This window comes from Amycolatopsis echigonensis (genome assembly GCF_002846615.1).
GTDB classification, from domain to species: Bacteria; Actinomycetota; Actinomycetes; order Mycobacteriales; family Pseudonocardiaceae; genus Amycolatopsis; species Amycolatopsis echigonensis.
On sequence record NZ_PJMY01000003.1, the window covers coordinates 7,328,337 to 7,343,955 of the forward strand.

At 70.7% G+C, this 15,619-nt stretch carries 12 protein-coding genes and 1 pseudogene; 8 read left to right on the forward strand and 5 right to left on the reverse strand.

The window, feature by feature from the left end; all coding sequences use genetic code 11:
- Positions 1–7: 7 nt before the first annotated feature.
- The 8 genes from egtB (at position 8) to ATK30_RS39625 (ending at position 9,526) form a co-directional block, all read left to right on the forward strand.
- Positions 8–1,357 (forward strand): ergothioneine biosynthesis protein EgtB, encoded by a 1,350-nt coding sequence (egtB, locus tag ATK30_RS39590; RefSeq protein WP_101439819.1) that lies wholly within the window; start codon positions 8–10, stop codon positions 1,355–1,357.
- A 4-nt stretch (positions 1,358–1,361) separates the two neighbouring features.
- Positions 1,362–2,126 (forward strand): ergothioneine biosynthesis protein EgtC, encoded by a 765-nt coding sequence (gene egtC, locus ATK30_RS39595; RefSeq protein WP_101439820.1) that lies wholly within the window; start codon positions 1,362–1,364, stop codon positions 2,124–2,126.
- On the forward strand, positions 2,123–3,094 hold the full coding sequence (gene egtD / locus ATK30_RS39600) for an L-histidine N(alpha)-methyltransferase (protein WP_101439821.1): 972 nt from the start codon (positions 2,123–2,125) through the stop codon (positions 3,092–3,094). Before egtC ends, egtD begins: the two co-directional genes overlap by 4 nt.
- A gap of 46 nt (positions 3,095–3,140) precedes the next feature.
- Positions 3,141–3,557 carry a nitroreductase family deazaflavin-dependent oxidoreductase gene (locus ATK30_RS39605; RefSeq protein WP_220817422.1) on the forward strand — a complete coding sequence of 139 codons (417 nt, stop codon included), beginning with the start codon at positions 3,141–3,143 and terminating at the stop codon, positions 3,555–3,557.
- Between the two features lie 304 nt (positions 3,558–3,861).
- The gene (locus ATK30_RS39610; protein WP_167442078.1) at positions 3,862–5,490 is read left to right on the forward strand and encodes an alpha/beta hydrolase; all 1,629 of its coding nucleotides are present in this window, start codon (positions 3,862–3,864) and stop codon (positions 5,488–5,490) included.
- 106 nt (positions 5,491–5,596) lie between these two features.
- A complete protein-coding gene (locus ATK30_RS39615) occupies positions 5,597–6,736 on the forward strand; it encodes an EfeM/EfeO family lipoprotein (RefSeq protein WP_101439824.1) in 1,140 nt (379 codons plus the stop codon).
- On the forward strand, positions 6,733–7,893 hold the full coding sequence (locus tag ATK30_RS39620; protein ID WP_101439825.1) for a Dyp-type peroxidase: 1,161 nt from the start codon (positions 6,733–6,735) through the stop codon (positions 7,891–7,893). Before ATK30_RS39615 ends, ATK30_RS39620 begins: the two co-directional genes overlap by 4 nt.
- A gap of 10 nt (positions 7,894–7,903) precedes the next feature.
- Positions 7,904–9,526 carry a phospholipase C gene (locus ATK30_RS39625; RefSeq protein ID WP_101439826.1) on the forward strand — a complete coding sequence of 541 codons (1,623 nt, stop codon included), beginning with the start codon at positions 7,904–7,906 and terminating at the stop codon, positions 9,524–9,526.
- Between the two features lie 40 nt (positions 9,527–9,566).
- Here ATK30_RS39625 and ATK30_RS39630 read toward each other — a convergent pair whose 3' ends face one another.
- The 5 genes and pseudogenes from ATK30_RS39630 to ATK30_RS39650 form a co-directional block, all read right to left on the reverse strand.
- A complete protein-coding gene (locus tag ATK30_RS39630) occupies positions 9,567–11,570 on the reverse strand; it encodes a glycoside hydrolase family 31 protein (protein WP_101439827.1) in 2,004 nt (667 codons plus the stop codon).
- Between the two features lie 25 nt (positions 11,571–11,595).
- A complete protein-coding gene (locus ATK30_RS39635) occupies positions 11,596–12,411 on the reverse strand; it encodes a carbohydrate ABC transporter permease (RefSeq protein ID WP_101439828.1) in 816 nt (271 codons plus the stop codon).
- A complete protein-coding gene (locus ATK30_RS39640; RefSeq protein WP_101439829.1) occupies positions 12,408–13,343 on the reverse strand; it encodes a carbohydrate ABC transporter permease in 936 nt (311 codons plus the stop codon). The genes ATK30_RS39635 and ATK30_RS39640 overlap by 4 nt, the downstream gene beginning before the upstream one ends.
- On the reverse strand, positions 13,340–14,569 hold the full coding sequence (locus tag ATK30_RS39645; protein WP_101439830.1) for an extracellular solute-binding protein: 1,230 nt from the start codon (positions 14,567–14,569) through the stop codon (positions 13,340–13,342). The genes ATK30_RS39640 and ATK30_RS39645 overlap by 4 nt, the downstream gene beginning before the upstream one ends.
- 27 nt (positions 14,570–14,596) lie before the next feature.
- Positions 14,597–15,603 (reverse strand): annotated as a pseudogene (locus tag ATK30_RS39650) (LacI family DNA-binding transcriptional regulator).
- Positions 15,604–15,619 lie beyond the last annotated feature (16 nt).

The window sequence follows — 15,619 nt, forward strand, 5'->3', positions numbered from 1 at the left end:
AGGAGCCATGAGCACCATCCCCGAACAGAACCCGTTGCTGGAGCTGAGCCCGCAAGACCTGCGGGCGCACGCGGCCGCGGCCCTCACCCGGGCGCGCGAGCGCAGCGTGGCCCTCACCGACGCGGTCGACGACGAAGACCTCGTGCGGCAGCATTCGAAGCTGATGTCGCCGCTCGTGTGGGACCTCGCGCACATCGGCAGCCAGGAAGAACTGTGGCTGGTCCGCGACGTCGGCGGACGGGAGCCGCTGCGGCCGGACATCGACGACCTCTACGACGCCTTCCAGCACCCCCGCGCCGACCGTCCCGCGCTGCCGCTGCTCGGCCCGGCCGAGGCCCGGGCCTACGTGAAGGAAGTTCGCGAAAAGGCGTTCGACGTCTTGGAAACCGCGCCGCTGGAGGGCAGGCGGCTCACCGAGAGCGCGTTCGCGTTCGGCATGATCACCCAGCACGAACAGCAGCACGACGAGACGATGCTGGCCACCCACCAGCTGCGCAAGGGCGAACCGGTGCTGCACGCCCCGGAGCCCCCGCGCGCGCCCGCCCGGAAGCTGCCCGCCGAGGTGCTCGTGCCCGGCGGCCGGTTCACCATGGGCACCACCGCCGAACCGTGGGCACTGGACAACGAACGCCCGGCGCACGAGGTCGACGTGCCCGCGTTCGTCCTCGACACCACGCCGGTCACCTGCGGGGCGTACGTCGAGTTCCTGGAGTCCGGCGGCTACAACGACCGGCGGTTCTGGAGCGAGTCCGGCTGGGCGTACCGGCAGGAGCACGACATCACCGCGCCCCGGTTCTGGCACCGCGAACCGGACGGCTGGTGGCGCACCCGCTTCGGCGTGCGCGAGCGCGTCCCGGAGAACGAGCCGGTCGTGCACGTCTCTTATTACGAGGCGGACGCGTACGCGCGCTGGGCGGGCAAGCGGCTGCCCACCGAGGCGGAGTGGGAGAAGGCCGCCCGGCACGACCCGGCGAGCGGGCGGTCGCGGCGATTCCCGTGGGGCGACGAGAAACCGACGGCCGAGCACGCCAACCTCGGGCAGCGCCACCTGCGCCCGGCCGAGGCGGGCGCGTATCCGGCCGGCGCGTCGCCGCTGGGCGTGCACCAGCTGATCGGCGACGTCTGGGAGTGGACGAGCACCGATTTCCACGGCTACCCGGGCTTCGCGGCGTTCCCGTACCGGGAGTACTCGGAGGTGTTCTTCGGACCGGAGTACAAGGTCCTGCGCGGCGGGTCGTTCGGCACCGACGCGGCGGCGATCCGGGGCACGTTCCGCAACTGGGACTACCCGATCCGGCGGCAGATCTTCTCCGGGTTCCGGTGCGCGCGCGATCCGCGCCCGGGCGAGGCGGGATAGCCGGATGTGCCGTCATATTGCCTATCTCGGCGCCCCGGTGTCCCCGGCGGAGCTGATGTTCGCCGCGCCGCACGCGCTGCTCGTGCAGTCGTACGCGCCGCTCGACATGCGCGGCGGCGGTTCGGTGAACGCCGACGGCTTCGGCCTCGGCTGGTACCCGGAACCGGGTGCGCCGCCGCAGCGCTACCGCCGCCGCGAGCCGTTGTGGACCGACCAGACGCTGCCCGCGCTGGCCGCTTCGGTGCGCACCACGGCGTTCGTCGTGGCGGTGCGCAACGGCACCACCGGAATGCCGGTCACCGAAGCGGCCGCCGCGCCGTTCACGGAGAGCCGGTGGCTGTTCAGCCACAACGGCGTGGTGCGCGGCTGGCCCGGTTCGATGCGCGGGCTGGCTGGACAGCTGGACGTCGCCGAGCTGTTCACGCTCGAAGCGCCGACGGATTCCGCGCTGCTGTGGGCGTTGCTGCGCGCCCGGCTGCGTGCGGGGGAGGAGCCGCTCGAAGCGGTGACCGGCCTCGTGCGCGACGTCGAGGCGGTCGCCCCTGGCTCGCGGCTGAACCTTCTCCTCACCGACGGCGAACTGCTCGTCGGCACCGCCTGGACGCACGCGTTGTCCGTGCGCCGCACCGAAACCGGCGTGGTGCTGGCGTCCGAGCCGTGCGATCCGGACCCGGCCTGGACCGCCGTGCCCGACCGCCACGCCGTGCGCGCCACCGCGGCCGGCGTCGACGTTCTTCCCCTGACCCTGGAACGGAGCACCGCCCGATGACCGAAGCGGACCTGGAGAGCCATCGCCGCGACGTGACCGCCGAATTGCGCGCGGACGTGCGCGAGGGGCTCACCGCGGACCAGAAGTGGTTGCCGCCCAAGTGGTTCTACGACGCCGAAGGCAGCAAGCTGTTCGAGAAGATCACCGCGCTGCCGGAGTACTACCCGACCCGCAGCGAACGCGAGGTGCTCGCGCGGCGGGCGGCCGAGGTCGCCGGGCAGACCGGCGCGCACACGCTCGTGGAGCTGGGGTCGGGATCGAGCGAGAAGACCCGGCTGCTGCTTGACGCGCTCACCGCGCACGGCACGCTGGAGGCGTTCGTGCCGATGGACGTGTCGGAATCCGCGCTCGCCGAGGCCGCCGCGGCGATCACGGCGGACTACCCGAAGCTCGAGGTGCGCGGGGTGGTCGGCGACTTCACCCAGCACCTGCAGCTGCTGCCCGGCACCGCGCCGCGGGTCGTCGCCTTCCTCGGCGGCACGATCGGCAATTTCCTGCCCGGCGAACGCGCCGAGTTCCTGCGCTCGGTGCGGGACGTGCTCGGCGAAGGGGAGTGGCTGCTGCTCGGCACCGACCTGGTGAAAGACCCGGAAACGCTGGAACGGGCCTACGACGACGCGGCAGGCGTCACCGCGGCGTTCAACCGCAACGTGCTGCGCGTGATCAACGCCGAACTGGGCGCGGACTTCGACCCGGACGAATTCGACCACGTCGCGCACTGGGACGCCGAGCACGAGTGGATCGAAATGCGGCTGCGCGCCCGGGGCCGGATCGAGGTGCGCATCCCCGGCGCGGACCTGATCGTGCCGTTCGCCGAGGGCGAGCACATCCGCACCGAGGTGTCGGCGAAGTTCCGGCCGGACGGCGTCGAGGCGGAACTGAACGCCGCCGGGTTCGCGCTGGAGCGGTGGTGGACAGACTCACAGGAGCGCTTCGGGGTGAGTTTGGCAAGATCAGTGCGTGCATAACCCTCTCGCGGCGCTCGCCCGCAAGCTCGGCACCCAGCCCCGGCTGATGGGCGCGTCGCGCGCCGTCATCGCGACCGACCGGCAGCTGCACCGGTGGTTCGGCGGCCGGGTCAGCCTGGTCGGCCTGGCCGGGCTGCCGTCGCTGCGGCTCACCACCACCGGACGCCGCAGCGGCCTGCCGCGGAGCACGAACTTGCTGTACTACCCGCACGGCAGCGAGTTCGTGCTCACCGGCTCCAACTGGGGCCGCCCGAAGAACCCGGCGTGGACGCACAACCTGCGCGACAACCCGAAGGCGACCATCGCGCTGCGCGGTCGCGAGATCGAGGTCAAGGCGCGGGAACTGGAGGGCGCGGAGTACGACCGGATGTGGGCGGAACTGCTCGAGTTCTGGCCGGGGTACGAAATGGAACGGGAAGCGGCGGGGCGGCAGCTGCCGGTATTCGTGCTGACCCGCTGCTGAGCGCTCGCTCTGGCCGTCGAGGGCGACCTGCCGGTTCGAGACTGTCCGCCGCCTGGCCGACGAGAATTCGACGGGATCCGCCGGGCAGGCCCCGGCGGTCCAGGGCGGCCACTGCCCGCCCGGTGAAGCTCTCGCCGTTTTTTCGCTGCTGACGGGCGAGCCGGGCAGCCCGTCGGCAACCACGCCGTTGTCGCTCGTCAGAACCCGCACTTCCTCCTTTTGGCCGGTGCCCGGCTTGGCCGGATTGTGCCAGTCTCGGTGACGCCCCGTAATCAGGCGGGTGCGCAACCAGGGGAGATTCCACGTGCGCGGAGCGAAAAGAGCACGAACCGGAGCATTGGTCGCGGCGATCGCGACCGTGCTGACCGGGTTGGCGGGCACAGCCGCGGCGGCGCCGTCCGACCCGGCGGCGCAGCAAGCCGCACCCGCGGAGATCGCGCGCACCGCGCCGGTCCAATGGGAGGACTGCACCAAGGACCAGCTGCGCGGCGTCCCGGCCGATCAGCTGAAGCTGTACAGCTGCTCGCTCTACCGCGTGCCGATCGACCACGACGACGCGTCGCTCGGCAGCATCGACATCGCGCTGATGAAGCGCGCCGCCAAGGTCCCCGGCCAGCGGATCGGGTCGCTGTTCCTCAACCCGGGCGGTCCCGGCGGGTCCGGGCTGCGGATGCCGATCGCGGGCGACCGCTACTTCCGCCCGCAGGTGCTGGACCGCTTCGACCTCGTCGGGTTCGACCCGCGCGGCGTCGGGGCCAGCAATCCGCTGCGCTGTTTCACCACCGCCGAGGACGCCGCGGACGTGCAGAGCCAGATGGTCCCGGTTCCGTTGTCGCGCAAGGAAATCTCCGGCACGCTCGCGGCGTACCGAGACTACGGCCAGTTCTGCCGCCGCAACGCGGGAGCGCTGCTCGACCACATGTCCACCCGTGACGTCGTGCGCGATCTCGACCAGCTGCGCGCCGCGGTCGGCGACAAGCAGCTGACCTACACCGGGTTCTCGTACGGCACCCTCGTCGGGTCCACCTACGCGGCGATGTTCCCGACGCAGACGCGGGCGATCGTGATCGACGGGAACGTCGACCCGCAGCTGCGCACCAACGACGGCGTCATCTACGACCTCGCGCGGGCGCAGGGCTTCGAGATCGCGCTCGACGGTTTCCTCAAGCGCTGCGCCCAAGCGGGCGACAAGTGCGCGTTCAGCGCGGGCGACCCGCAGGCGAAGTTCGACGAGCTGCGCGAACACGTGCGCACCGACCCGATCACGTTGCCCGGCGGCACGAAGCTCGACCTCGGCGCGCTGACCGGCGCGGTGTCGGGCGCGCTGTATTCGCCGGATTCCTTCAGCGAGCTGGCGGAGGGCTTGCAGCAGGCGTATTCGGTGCTGCACCCGTCGCTCCAGGCCCAGTCCGCGCGGAAGGGCCTCCTGTCCGCGGGCCGCGGCGGTCTGCTCGACCTCGTCCCGGACAGCCCCTACACCGGCGACGACTCGTATTTCGCGGTGAACTGCGCGGACAAGCCGATGCGGATCCGGCAGGAGCAGGTACCGGGGATCGCGGCCAAGGCGGACCGCGAATCGCCGACGTTCGGCCGCTACCAGGTGTTCTCCGACATCGCCGCCTGCCCGGTGTGGCCGGCCGCGAAGACGTCCGACCCGTACCGCGGTCCGTGGCGGGCGAACACCGCGACGCCGGTGCTCGTGGTCAGCAACTTCTACGATCCGGCCACCCGATACCGGTTCGGCCGGCGGATGGCCGAGGAGCTGGGCAACTCGCGGCTGCTGTCGGTCGACGCGTTCGGCCACTGCATCCTCGGCCGCGCGCGGGGCGTGGACGACGCGGCCGCGGCGTACCTGATCGACTTGAAGGTGCCCGCCGACGGCCAGGTGTTCCAGCCGGACCGGCAGCCCTTCACTTCGGCCGCGAAGGGCTGATCGGTTGATCTTCGGCCCGGAACCGGGCATAACGGCACAACCCTCTTGTCAGCGCCGGGCGGATCGGTGAAAGTGTCCGCCAGAAGTTCACCTGAGGGGAGTTGACGTGCGGCGCTGGGCGGGCGGGTTCGGCGCGGCCGCGGTGCTCTTCGGGACCGCGGTGCTCGCCGGCTGCTCCGGCTCGCCCGCCCAGCCCGGTCCGGTCGAGGTTTCGCGCTCGGCCTGCGGCGACGGCTGGACCGCGCCGCCGGCCGGGCCGCAGACCCTCCAGGTCCGCAACAACGCCGCCGTCACGATGGAAATCGACCTCGTCGACCCGGCCACCGGCACGGTCTTCGGGGAACTGGAAGGCGTCGGCCCCGGCACGACGCGCGCGTTGCCGGTGAACTTCGGCAACGGCGCGTACGCCCTGCGCTGCGCCCCCGAGGACGGCACCCCGTTCGTTGGCCCTACCGTGCAGGTCACCGGTGGCGCGGATCGGCCTGGACCCGCGGTGGTGCCCGTGACCAACGCGGATTTGCTCGGGCCGCTCAAGCAGTACCACGCCTATGTCGCCGACGGCCTCGGCACGCTCGCCGGCCAGACCGCCGCGCTGGCGCAAGCCGTCCGTTCGGGCAATCGGGGTGCGGCGCAACAGGCCTGGCTCACCGCCCACCTCACCTACGAACGGCTCGGCGCCGCCTACAACGCCTTCGGCGATTCGGACCGAGCCATCAATGGCACGACCGCCGGGCTGCCCGCCGGAGCCGCCGATCCGGGCTTCACCGGCTTCCACCGTCTCGAGAACGGCTTGTGGCACAACGAACCGATGTCCGCGCTCAGCCCGGTCGCCGACCAGCTCGGCCAAGCGGTCCAGAAGCTGCGCACGTCGTTCGCCAACGCCCAGATCAACGAGAACGATCTCGGCCTGCGCTCGCACGAAATCATGGAGAACACTCTCCAGTTCGAGCTGACCGGCCGCACCGACTACGGCAGCGGCTCCAACCTGGCGACCGCACGCGCGAATCTTGCTGGGACGCGTGCGGTGCTCGATGTGTTGCGTCCGTTGCTGACGACTCGGTTCCCCGGCTTGAAGGACCTGGACGCCTGGATCGCGCGCACTGATCGGGATCTTCAAGCGGTGGCCGGGAAGCCGCTCTCGGCGCTTGATCGGAAGGAGCGGCAGCGGGTCAACGCTGATGTCGCGGAGCTGACCGAACGTCTGGCCCCGGTGGCGGCGATCGCGGAGCCGAGGAGGACGTCGTGACCCTGGGGCGGCGAGCCTTCCTGCGCGGAGCGGCGGCCGCCGGAGCGGGCGCGGGCCTGGTCGGCCTGTCCGGAAGCGCGACGGCGGCCAGGGGAGCGGTGCCGTTCCACGGTTCCCGGCAGACAGCCGTACTGGCGGAGCCAGCGAGGCATTCGGTCGTCGCCGCGTTCGACGTTGTCGCCGAGAACCGCGCCGAGCTCACCGACCTGCTCAAGCAGCTCACCGCCCGCGCGCGGTTCCTCACCAGCGGCGGCGCGCCCGCCTCGGTCGGGATCACCGGGCCGCCCGCGGATTCCGGCGTCCTCGGTCCCGAAGTCCCGGAAGGTCAGCTGTCCGTGCTCGTCGGCGCGGGCGCCTCGCTGTTCGACGACCGGTACGGGCTCGCCGCGCGCAAACCGCCGAAGCTCAAGCAGATGCCGACGTTCCCGGACGACGCGCTCGATCCGCAATGGTGTCACGGCGACCTGAGTCTCGTGCTCAACGCCGCCGAACCGGACACCGTGCTGCACGCGTTGCGCGACATCGCCCGATCGACCCGCGGCGGGATGCAGTTGCGCTGGAAGATCGACGGATTCACTTCGCCTCCGCGTCCGGCCGGGACACCCCGCAACCTGCTGGGGTTCAAGGACGGCACGGCGAATCCCGGACCGTCCGAAGCGGACAGTCTCGTGTGGACGGACGACGGCGGCAGCTACCAGGTCGTCCGGCTGATCCGGATGCTGGTCGAGTTCTGGGACCGGGTGTCGCTGTCGGAGCAGGAGAACATGATCGGGCGCCGCCGCGACACCGGCGCGCCGCTCGACGGCGCGGCCGAACAGGACGTGCCGCGCTACGCCGAGGACCCGATCGGCACGGTCATCCCGCTGACCAGCCACATCCGGCTCGCGAACCCGCGCACGCCGCAGACGGACGGACAGCGGATCCTGCGCCGCGCGGTCAACTACGACCGCGGCGTCGACTCGAACGGCAACCTCGACATGGGCCTCGTCTTCACCTGCTACCAGCGCGACCTCGAGCAGCAGTTCGAGGCCGTGCAGAAGCGGCTCGCCGGGGAGCCGCTCACCGACTACGTCTCGCCGTTCGGGGGCGGGTACTTCCACCTGTTCCCGGGCGTGACGGATCCGGCCGACCACTACGGCCGGGCACTGCTGGGTTGATGCTGAGTTGATGCGAAGGAGTTCTGCAGTGAAGCGAACCAGGAAGCGGGCCACCGCGGCAGCCGCGCTGGCGGCGACCGCGGCGCTGGCCGCGGCGTGCGCGAGCAGTTCGGCGTCGACCTCGGCGCCGGCGCACGCGATCGCCGCCGAGACGTTCACGACCTCGACGCCGATCAAGCACGTCGTGGTGATCTTCGGCGAGAACATCTCCTTCGACCACTACTTCGGCACCTATCCGAACGCCACCAACGAAAACGGGACCCCGTTCCACGCCGCGCCCGGCACTCCGAAGGTCAACGGCCTCACGCCGGAGCTGCTGCAGCACAACCCGAACGCCTACAACCCGAAGCGGCTGAGCCCGGACCAGGCGCTCACCTGCGACCAGGCGCACGACTACAAGAAGGAACAGGCCGCGTTCGACGGCGGCAAGATGGACAAGTTCGTTGAGTACACCGAGAAGGACAAGTGCACCGGGCAGCCGGTGCTGTTCGGCGAGCCCGGCCTGGTGATGAACTACTTCGACGGCAACACCGTCACCGCGATGTGGAACTACGCCCAGCATTACGCGCTGAACGACAACTCCTTCAACACGGTCTTCGGCCCGTCCAGCCCCGGCGCGATCAACCTCGTCTCCGGCCAGACGCACGGCCTGCAGCCGGTGGATTCGGTCACCGGCGAGCCGAAGGTCGACCCGCAGACTGCGGCCTCGCCGGACTCGCACGGCGTCGGCACGATGATCACCGACCCGGACCCGGCGTTCGACGACTGCTCGGACAAGAACCACACCGCGACCGACAACCTCGGCGCGTTCCAGGGCCGCAACGTCGGCGACCTGCTGAACGCGCGCGGCGTCACCTGGGGCTGGTTCGAGGGCGGGTTCCGGCCCACTGGCGAGGCGAACGGGTACGCCGTCTGCGGGACGAAACACGCGAACGTGGGCGGTCAGGCGTCCGTCGACTACAGCCCGCACCACGAACCGTTCCAGTACTACCAGTCGACCGCCAACCGGAAGCACCTTCCGCCGTCTTCGGTGCACGCCGTGGGCCAGCAGGACCAGGCGAACCACCAGTACGACGTGCGGGACTTCAACGACGCTCTCGCCGCGGGGGCCATGCCCGCGGTGAGCTTCCTGAAAGCACCGGAGTACCAGGACGGGCACGCGGGCTACTCGGACCCGTTGGACGAGCAGGCCTTCGTCGCCGACGAGATCAACCGGATCCAGGCCTCGCCGCAGTGGAAGAACACCGCGATCGTGCTGGCGTACGACGATTCGGACGGCTGGTACGACCACGTAGCGCCGAAGATCGTCAACGGCTCGCACGACCCGGCGCAGGACGCTTCGGTGTGCACGTCGAAGCCGGTGAAGCTCGGCGGGTCCGCGGATCGCTGCGGGTACGGCCCGCGGCTGCCGTTGCTGGTGATTTCGCCGTACAGCAAGGTGAACCACGTCGACCACACGATGACGGACCAGACGTCGGTGCTGCGGTTCATCGAGGACAACTGGCATCTGGGCCGGGTCGGCGGAGGCTCGTTCGACGTGCTGGCGGCTCCGTTGACCGGGATGTTCGACTTCGCGCATCCGGACGCGAAGCCGCTGAAGCTCGACCCGAAGACCGGCGCGGTCGTCGGCTAGGCGGGCGGGGACCGGGCGGGACCGCCGCCCGGTCCGCCGGTCACTCGGGGAGGATCGGCACGCGGGCGCCGTCGCGGAGGAACACCGGGATCCGGTCCGGCGGCGCGGCGGCCTCGACCGCGGTCCCGCCGGGATGGCGCCGCCCGGTGCCGGTTTCGGTCCAGTCCGCGCCCCGCGGCAGGTAGACCTCGCGCCCGGCGGCTCCCGGCTCGAGCACGGGGGCGACCAGCACGTCCGGGCCGAGGAGGAATTCCGTGTCCCGCCGCCAGCTTTCCGGGTCGTCGGGGAAGTCGACGAACAGCGGCCGCATCGGCGGCACACCCTCCTCGTGCGCGACGCGCATCTGGGCCATCAGGTACGGCCGGATCCGTTCGCGCAGCCGGAGCGACTGCTCGATGAACCCGAGCGCCTCCTCGCCGTAGGACCAGGCTTCGTTGGGGCCGCCGGTCATCTCCGGGCCGAACGCGGGGCGGGGATCGCGGAAACCGTGCAGCCGGAACAGCGGGCAGAAGACGCCGTACTGGAACCACCGGACCATCAGCTCGCGGTAGTCCGGCGAATCCGGGTCGCCGCCGTGGAAGCCGCCGATGTCCGTGGTCCACCACGGGATCCCGGCCACCGCGAGGTTGAGCCCGGCGCGGACCTGCGCGCGCAGCCCGTCCCAGGTGGCGGGGATGTCGCCGGACCAGACGGCGGTGCCGTAGCGCTGGCTGCCCGCCCACGCGGACCGGCTGAGCAGGACGATCTCCTCGTCGCCTTCGGCGCGGATGCCGTCGTGGAAGGTCCGGGCGTTGGCCTGCGGGTACAGGCCCACCACCTCGGCGCCCGGACCGGCGTGGAAGCTGAGGTTCTGCGGATGCCCGGGCTGCAGTTCGGGTTCGTCGCCGTCCAGCCACCAGGCCCGCACGCCGAGGTCGTAGTAGTTCTGCTTGATCTTCGCCCAGACGTACTCGCGGGCGGCCGGGTTCGTCGGGTCGTAGAAGGAGACCGGCATTTCGGTGCCGAACCCCTTGTCGTTCCACGGCGCGTGGGCGGGTACGCCGGTCCGCGTGCCGACGAGGAGCCCGCGTTCGTGCAGTTCGCGGTAGTTTTCCGACAGCGGGCTGACGCTCGGCCAGACCGAGACCATCAGCTTGACCCCGAGCTCGTCCAGTTCGCGGATCATCGCGGCGGGGTCCGGCCATTCCGCCGGGTCGAACTTCCAGTCGCCGAGATGGGTCCAGTGGAAGAAGTCGGCGACGATGACCGACAGCGGCAGCCCGCGCTCGCGGTACTCCCGCGCGACCGCCAGCAGTTCGTCCTGGGTGCGGTAGCGCAGCTTCGACTGCCAGAAGCCGGACGCCCACTCCGGCAGCAGGGGAACGTGCCCGGTGGCGTCGGCGTAGCGGCTGAGGATCTCCCGCGGGTTCGCTCCGGTCGTGATCCAGTAGTCGATCTGCCGGGCTTGGTCGGCGACCCAGCGGGTGCCGTTGCCCGCCAGCTCCACCCGGCCGACCGCGGGCGAGTTCCACAGGAACCCGTAACCGCGGCTGGACAGCAGGAACGGGACGGACACCTCGGCGTTGCGCTGCACCAGATCGAGCACCAGGCCCTTCTGGTCGAGCCGGCCGTGGGTCCGCTGGCCCAGCCCGAAGATCCGCTCGTCCTCGTACGCGGCGAACCGCTGCTCGAGCCTGCCGTACCCGTTGTCGGCGGGCATGAACAGCCGCGCGCCGGGCCACCAGAAATGCGCGCGCTGCTCGGAAAGCAGTTCCTCGCCGGTGCCGGTGCGGACGAACCGCAGCTGGGCGTCGATCCCGGTGTCGGTGCCGGCGATCGTCACCTCCGCGGTGATCGCTCCGTTGACGAGCGAGGCGGTGCGGTCTTCGCACGTCACGTGCACCGGCACCGGTTTCGGGGGAATCAGCGAGCCGGGGAGGTCGTCGCGGATCGCGTGCTGTGCCGCGCGGACGCGGACGCTGCTCGCTCCCCACGGTTCGATGCGCAGGACTTCGTGCCGCACTGCGACTTCGAGGGCCCGGCCGTCGTCGGCCACGGTGATCATGCGGGAGGTCTCCTTGTCCGGAAGGTCAGTCTTTGACGGCGCCGCTGGTCAGCCCGGCGACCACGTAGCGCTGGGCGACGACGAGCAGCACCGCCGCGGGGATCGCGGCGAGCACGGCGGTGGCCATGACCACGTTCCAGTCGGCGGACTGGTTGCCGACGAAGCGGTAGATGCCGACCGTGATGGGCTCGAACGACTGCCCGGTGGTGAGGGTGACGGCGAAGAGGAAATCCGCCCAGGCGAACAGGAACGAGAACAGCCCGGCGGTGACCAGCGCGTTGCGGCTGACCGGGAGGATGACCGAAAAGAACGTGCGCCAGTACCCGGCTCCGTCCACCCGGGACGCTTCGGCGAGTTCCTTCGGCACGGAGATCATGAACGCGCGCAGCAGCAGGATGGCGAACGGGATGGTCGCGGTGGAGTCGGCGAGCACCAGTCCGAGGTAGTTGTCGATCAGGCCGAGATTGCTGAACACGGTGTAGAGCGCGTTGGCCATCACGATGCCGGGGATCATCTGCACGATCAGCAGCACGAACACCAGGACCGGCCCGCCGCGCAGTTTCAGCTGCGCCAGCGCGTAGGCCGCCGGGGCGGCCACGACCAGCGACACCAGCACCGTGCCCGCCGCGACGACGATGCTGGACGCCAGGTTCGGCCCCTGCGTGGCGAGGGCCTTCCGGTATCCGTCGAGGGTGCCGCCGACCGGGAAGAACGCCGGGTCCGGGCGCAGCAGCGCGCCGCTCGGCTGCAAGGAGGCGTTGACCATCCAGTACAGCGGGAACAGCAGGACGGCGACGATGACGACGCCGAGCACGGTGCGGAGCCAGTTGCGGGCGGTCATGCGGCCGTCTCCGAGAGAGTCGCCTTCGCCGAGCGAAGGTAGAGGAAGCCGAACAGCGTGGCGACGACGATCAGGATGTTGCCCACCGCGGCGCCCTGGCCGAACGCGAAGTCGTGGAAGGACAGCCGGTAGGACCAGGTGGTGAGCGTCTGGGTCGCGTTGGCCGGGCCGCCGCCGGTGATCACCATGATCACGTCGAACACCTTGATCGTGTAGACCAACCCCAGCATCAGCACGATGCCGGTGACCGGCCGCAGCAGCGGCCACGTGACGTGCCGGAACCGCTGCCACGGCCCAGCTCCGTCGAGTTCGGCGGCCTCGTACAGCGAAGCTGGGACGGCCCGCAGCCCGCCGTGCAGGATGACGAGGTTGAACGGGATGCCGATCCAGATGTTGGCGAGGATCACCGCGGGCAGCGCCCAGCCGGTCCCGGTCAGCCACGGCACCGGGTCGAACCCGAGCGCGCGCAGGCCGGCGTTGAGCACGCCGTGGTCGGTGTCGAACATCCACCGCCACACCGCGCCGCTGACCACCAGCGGCAGCAGCCAGGGCAGCAGGAGCAGCGAACGCAGCAGTGCGCTGCCGAGGAAGCGGCCGTTGAAGAACACCGCCAGCGCCAGGCCGATGGTGAACTGGAAGACCAGCGAGCCGACCGTGAACAGCACGGTGTTCAGCGCCGTGGCCGGGAACAGCGGATTGCTCAGCACCGCGGCGTAATTGCCGAGGCCGACGAACGGCGCCTGTCCGGTGTAGAACGACTTTACCGTGTAGTCCTGGGTGCTCATCACGACATTGGCGACCAAGGGGTAGCCGAAGAACAGCCCCACGTAGGCCAGTGCCGGGAGCAGGAAGCCGAGCGCTGCCCAGTTGCCGCGGCGCGGGCGGCGGACCGGGCGCGCCGCGGCGGCCGGACGGGCGGCGGCGAGGGTCACGACCCGCTCGCTTGCTGCGCGGTCTTGAGCGCCTGCTCGGGCGGCTGCTTGCCGGTCAGCGCGGCCTGCAGGGCGTCGGCCAGCGCCTGGGAGACCTTCGGGTACTTCTCGCCGAGTTCGGCGGTGCGGGACCGCGCGGTGTCGACCTCGTTGACGAAGGCCTGCATCTCCGGCTGGCTCGCGGCGAACTTCTCGGCGACCGCGGTCTTCGACGGGACGTAGGCGTGGGCCTTGCTCCACTGCACCATGACCGGTTCGGACAGGACGCAGGACAGCACCTTGCCCGCGGCCTGCTGGCCCGCGCCGCCGGTGGCCGGGATCGCGCCGACCTCGCCGCCGAGCGCGACCACCGGCTTGCCGCCCGCGTGCGGGACCGGGATCGGCACCACGCCGTAGTGCAGCGACTTCTGCTCGTCGAGGCGGGCGAGGTTCCACGAGCCGTTGATCATCATCGCCGCGTTGCCCGCGACGAACTGGTCGGCCACGTCGTTCTGGTTCCAGCTGACCACGGACTTCGACGCCGAACCGGAGTTCACCAGGTCCGTCAAGTACTGCAGGGCCTGAACGGCTTCCGGAGAGTCCACTCGGGACAGATCGGCGCCGTTGCTCCAGAAGAACGGAAGATACTGCCAGGCGCCTTCCTCGGACGGGATCGCGGAGAAGGCGAGGCCGTACTTGCCGGCCTTGGTGAGCTTCGCGGCGGCGGCCTTGAGGTCGTCCCAGGTTTTCGGCGGTTCCACTCCGGCCGCGGCGAGCTGGTCCTTGTTGTACACCAGCGCGAGGCCGTTCACGCCGGGCGCGAGGCCGTAGACCTTGTCCTGGTAGGTGCCGGCCTTGACGATGCTGGGGTAGTAGCCGTCGGTGCTGATGCCGTAGTCGGTCAGCGGCGTCAGCGCGCCCGTCGCGGCGATCTGCTGCAGCGTCGGGTTGTCGGTGAACAGCAGGTTCGGCAGGGACTTGGAACTGGCTCCCTGCAGGATCTTCGGCAGCATCTGGTCGGTCGGCACCTTCTGCCGCTGTACCTTGACCCCGGTCTGCGCGGAGCAGGTGTCGAGGATCTTCTGCCACGCGGCCGAACCCTGTTCGTCGGCGTAGTAGTCGAGTTCGGTGATCGACGCCGCTGCCGCCCCGGAGGAGTCCGACGCGGACGGCGCGGGGGCGGGACTGCAGGCGGCCAGGAGCGCGAGGCCGGCGCCCAGGACGAGGACACGGCGGACTGGGGACATGGAAGTACTCCTCGGGCGGAAGGGGATTCAGGAGCGCGGGGCGGCGGTGCTCTCGCGGCGGGTCAGCCGGGGCGAGAGCAGCCGGACTCGGGTGCGGTGTGCCCGCCCAGCTGGCGGACCACCATTTCGACGGCGAGCGTGCCGACCGGTTCGGCCGGTATCGCCACCGTGGTGAGCCGGACCGCGTGGTGCTCGGCCATCGTGTCCGGGCAGACCGCGACGACGGAGACGTCCTCCGGGACGCGCAGCCCCCGGTGGCGCAGCTCCGACAACAGGCCGGGCAGCACGGCTTCGTTGTGCACCACCAGCCCGGTCGGCGCCGGCCCGTCGCCGAACAGTGCGTCGAGACAGGTGCGCATGGCCTCGTAGGAATGCGCGCACGGCCGCGTGCTGACCGCGAGCCCGTGCTCCCGCGCGGTCTCGGTGAAACCGCGCAGGAACCGGGGCGCATAACTGGTTCCGCGTTCGTAGACCGCGGGGGAGGGCCCGACGAGCGCGATCCGGCGGTGGCCGAGTTCGGCCAGATGCCGCGCCGACAGCGAACCCGCCGCCGCGAAGTCCAGGTCGACGCAGGTGAGGCCGTCCGGATGGTCCGGGACGCCGATGAGCACCACCGGCCGGTCCAGCGCCAGCAGCATCGGCACCCGCGGGTCGGCGGCTTCGACGTCCATCACCAGGAGCGCGTCGGCCAGCGCCGAGGAGGCGACGCGCTGCAGTGCTGCCGGTCCTTCGTCCTTGGTGAGCAGCAGCAGGTCGTAGTCGTGCGCGCGGGCCGCGGTGGCCGCGGAAGCGATGAACTCCATGACGACCGAGACATTGAGGTCGGTGCGCAGCGGGACGACCACGGCGAGCACGTTCGTCTTGCTGCTGGCCAGCGCTCTCGCCCCGGCATGCGGGTGGTAGCCGAGCTTGCGGATGTTCTCTTCGACGAGCCGGCGCGTCTTCGGGGAGATCGCCCGTTTGCCGCTGATCACGTAGGACACCGTGCTGGGCGCCACGCCCGCCGCTTCGGCGACGTCGTTGATCGTGACCATGCACGGCCTCCTTGCC

Excerpts from the sequence above, each read along its gene's own strand:
- egtB (WP_101439819.1), top strand. The coding sequence starts at position 8 with ATGAGCACCATCCCCGAACAGAACCCGTTGCTGGAGCTGAGCCCGCAA.
- egtD (WP_101439821.1), top strand. The coding sequence starts at position 2,123 with ATGACCGAAGCGGACCTGGAGAGCCATCGCCGCGACGTGACCGCCGAA.
- ATK30_RS39630 (WP_101439827.1), bottom strand. The coding sequence starts at position 11,570 with ATGATCACCGTGGCCGACGACGGCCGGGCCCTCGAAGTCGCAGTGCGG.
- ATK30_RS39625 (WP_101439826.1), top strand. The coding sequence starts at position 7,904 with ATGCGAAGGAGTTCTGCAGTGAAGCGAACCAGGAAGCGGGCCACCGCG.
- ATK30_RS39605 (WP_220817422.1), top strand. The coding sequence starts at position 3,141 with ATGGGCGCGTCGCGCGCCGTCATCGCGACCGACCGGCAGCTGCACCGG.
- ATK30_RS39635 (WP_101439828.1), bottom strand. The coding sequence starts at position 12,411 with ATGACCGCCCGCAACTGGCTCCGCACCGTGCTCGGCGTCGTCATCGTC.
- egtC (WP_101439820.1), top strand. The coding sequence starts at position 1,362 with ATGTGCCGTCATATTGCCTATCTCGGCGCCCCGGTGTCCCCGGCGGAG.
- ATK30_RS39645 (WP_101439830.1), bottom strand. The coding sequence starts at position 14,569 with ATGTCCCCAGTCCGCCGTGTCCTCGTCCTGGGCGCCGGCCTCGCGCTC.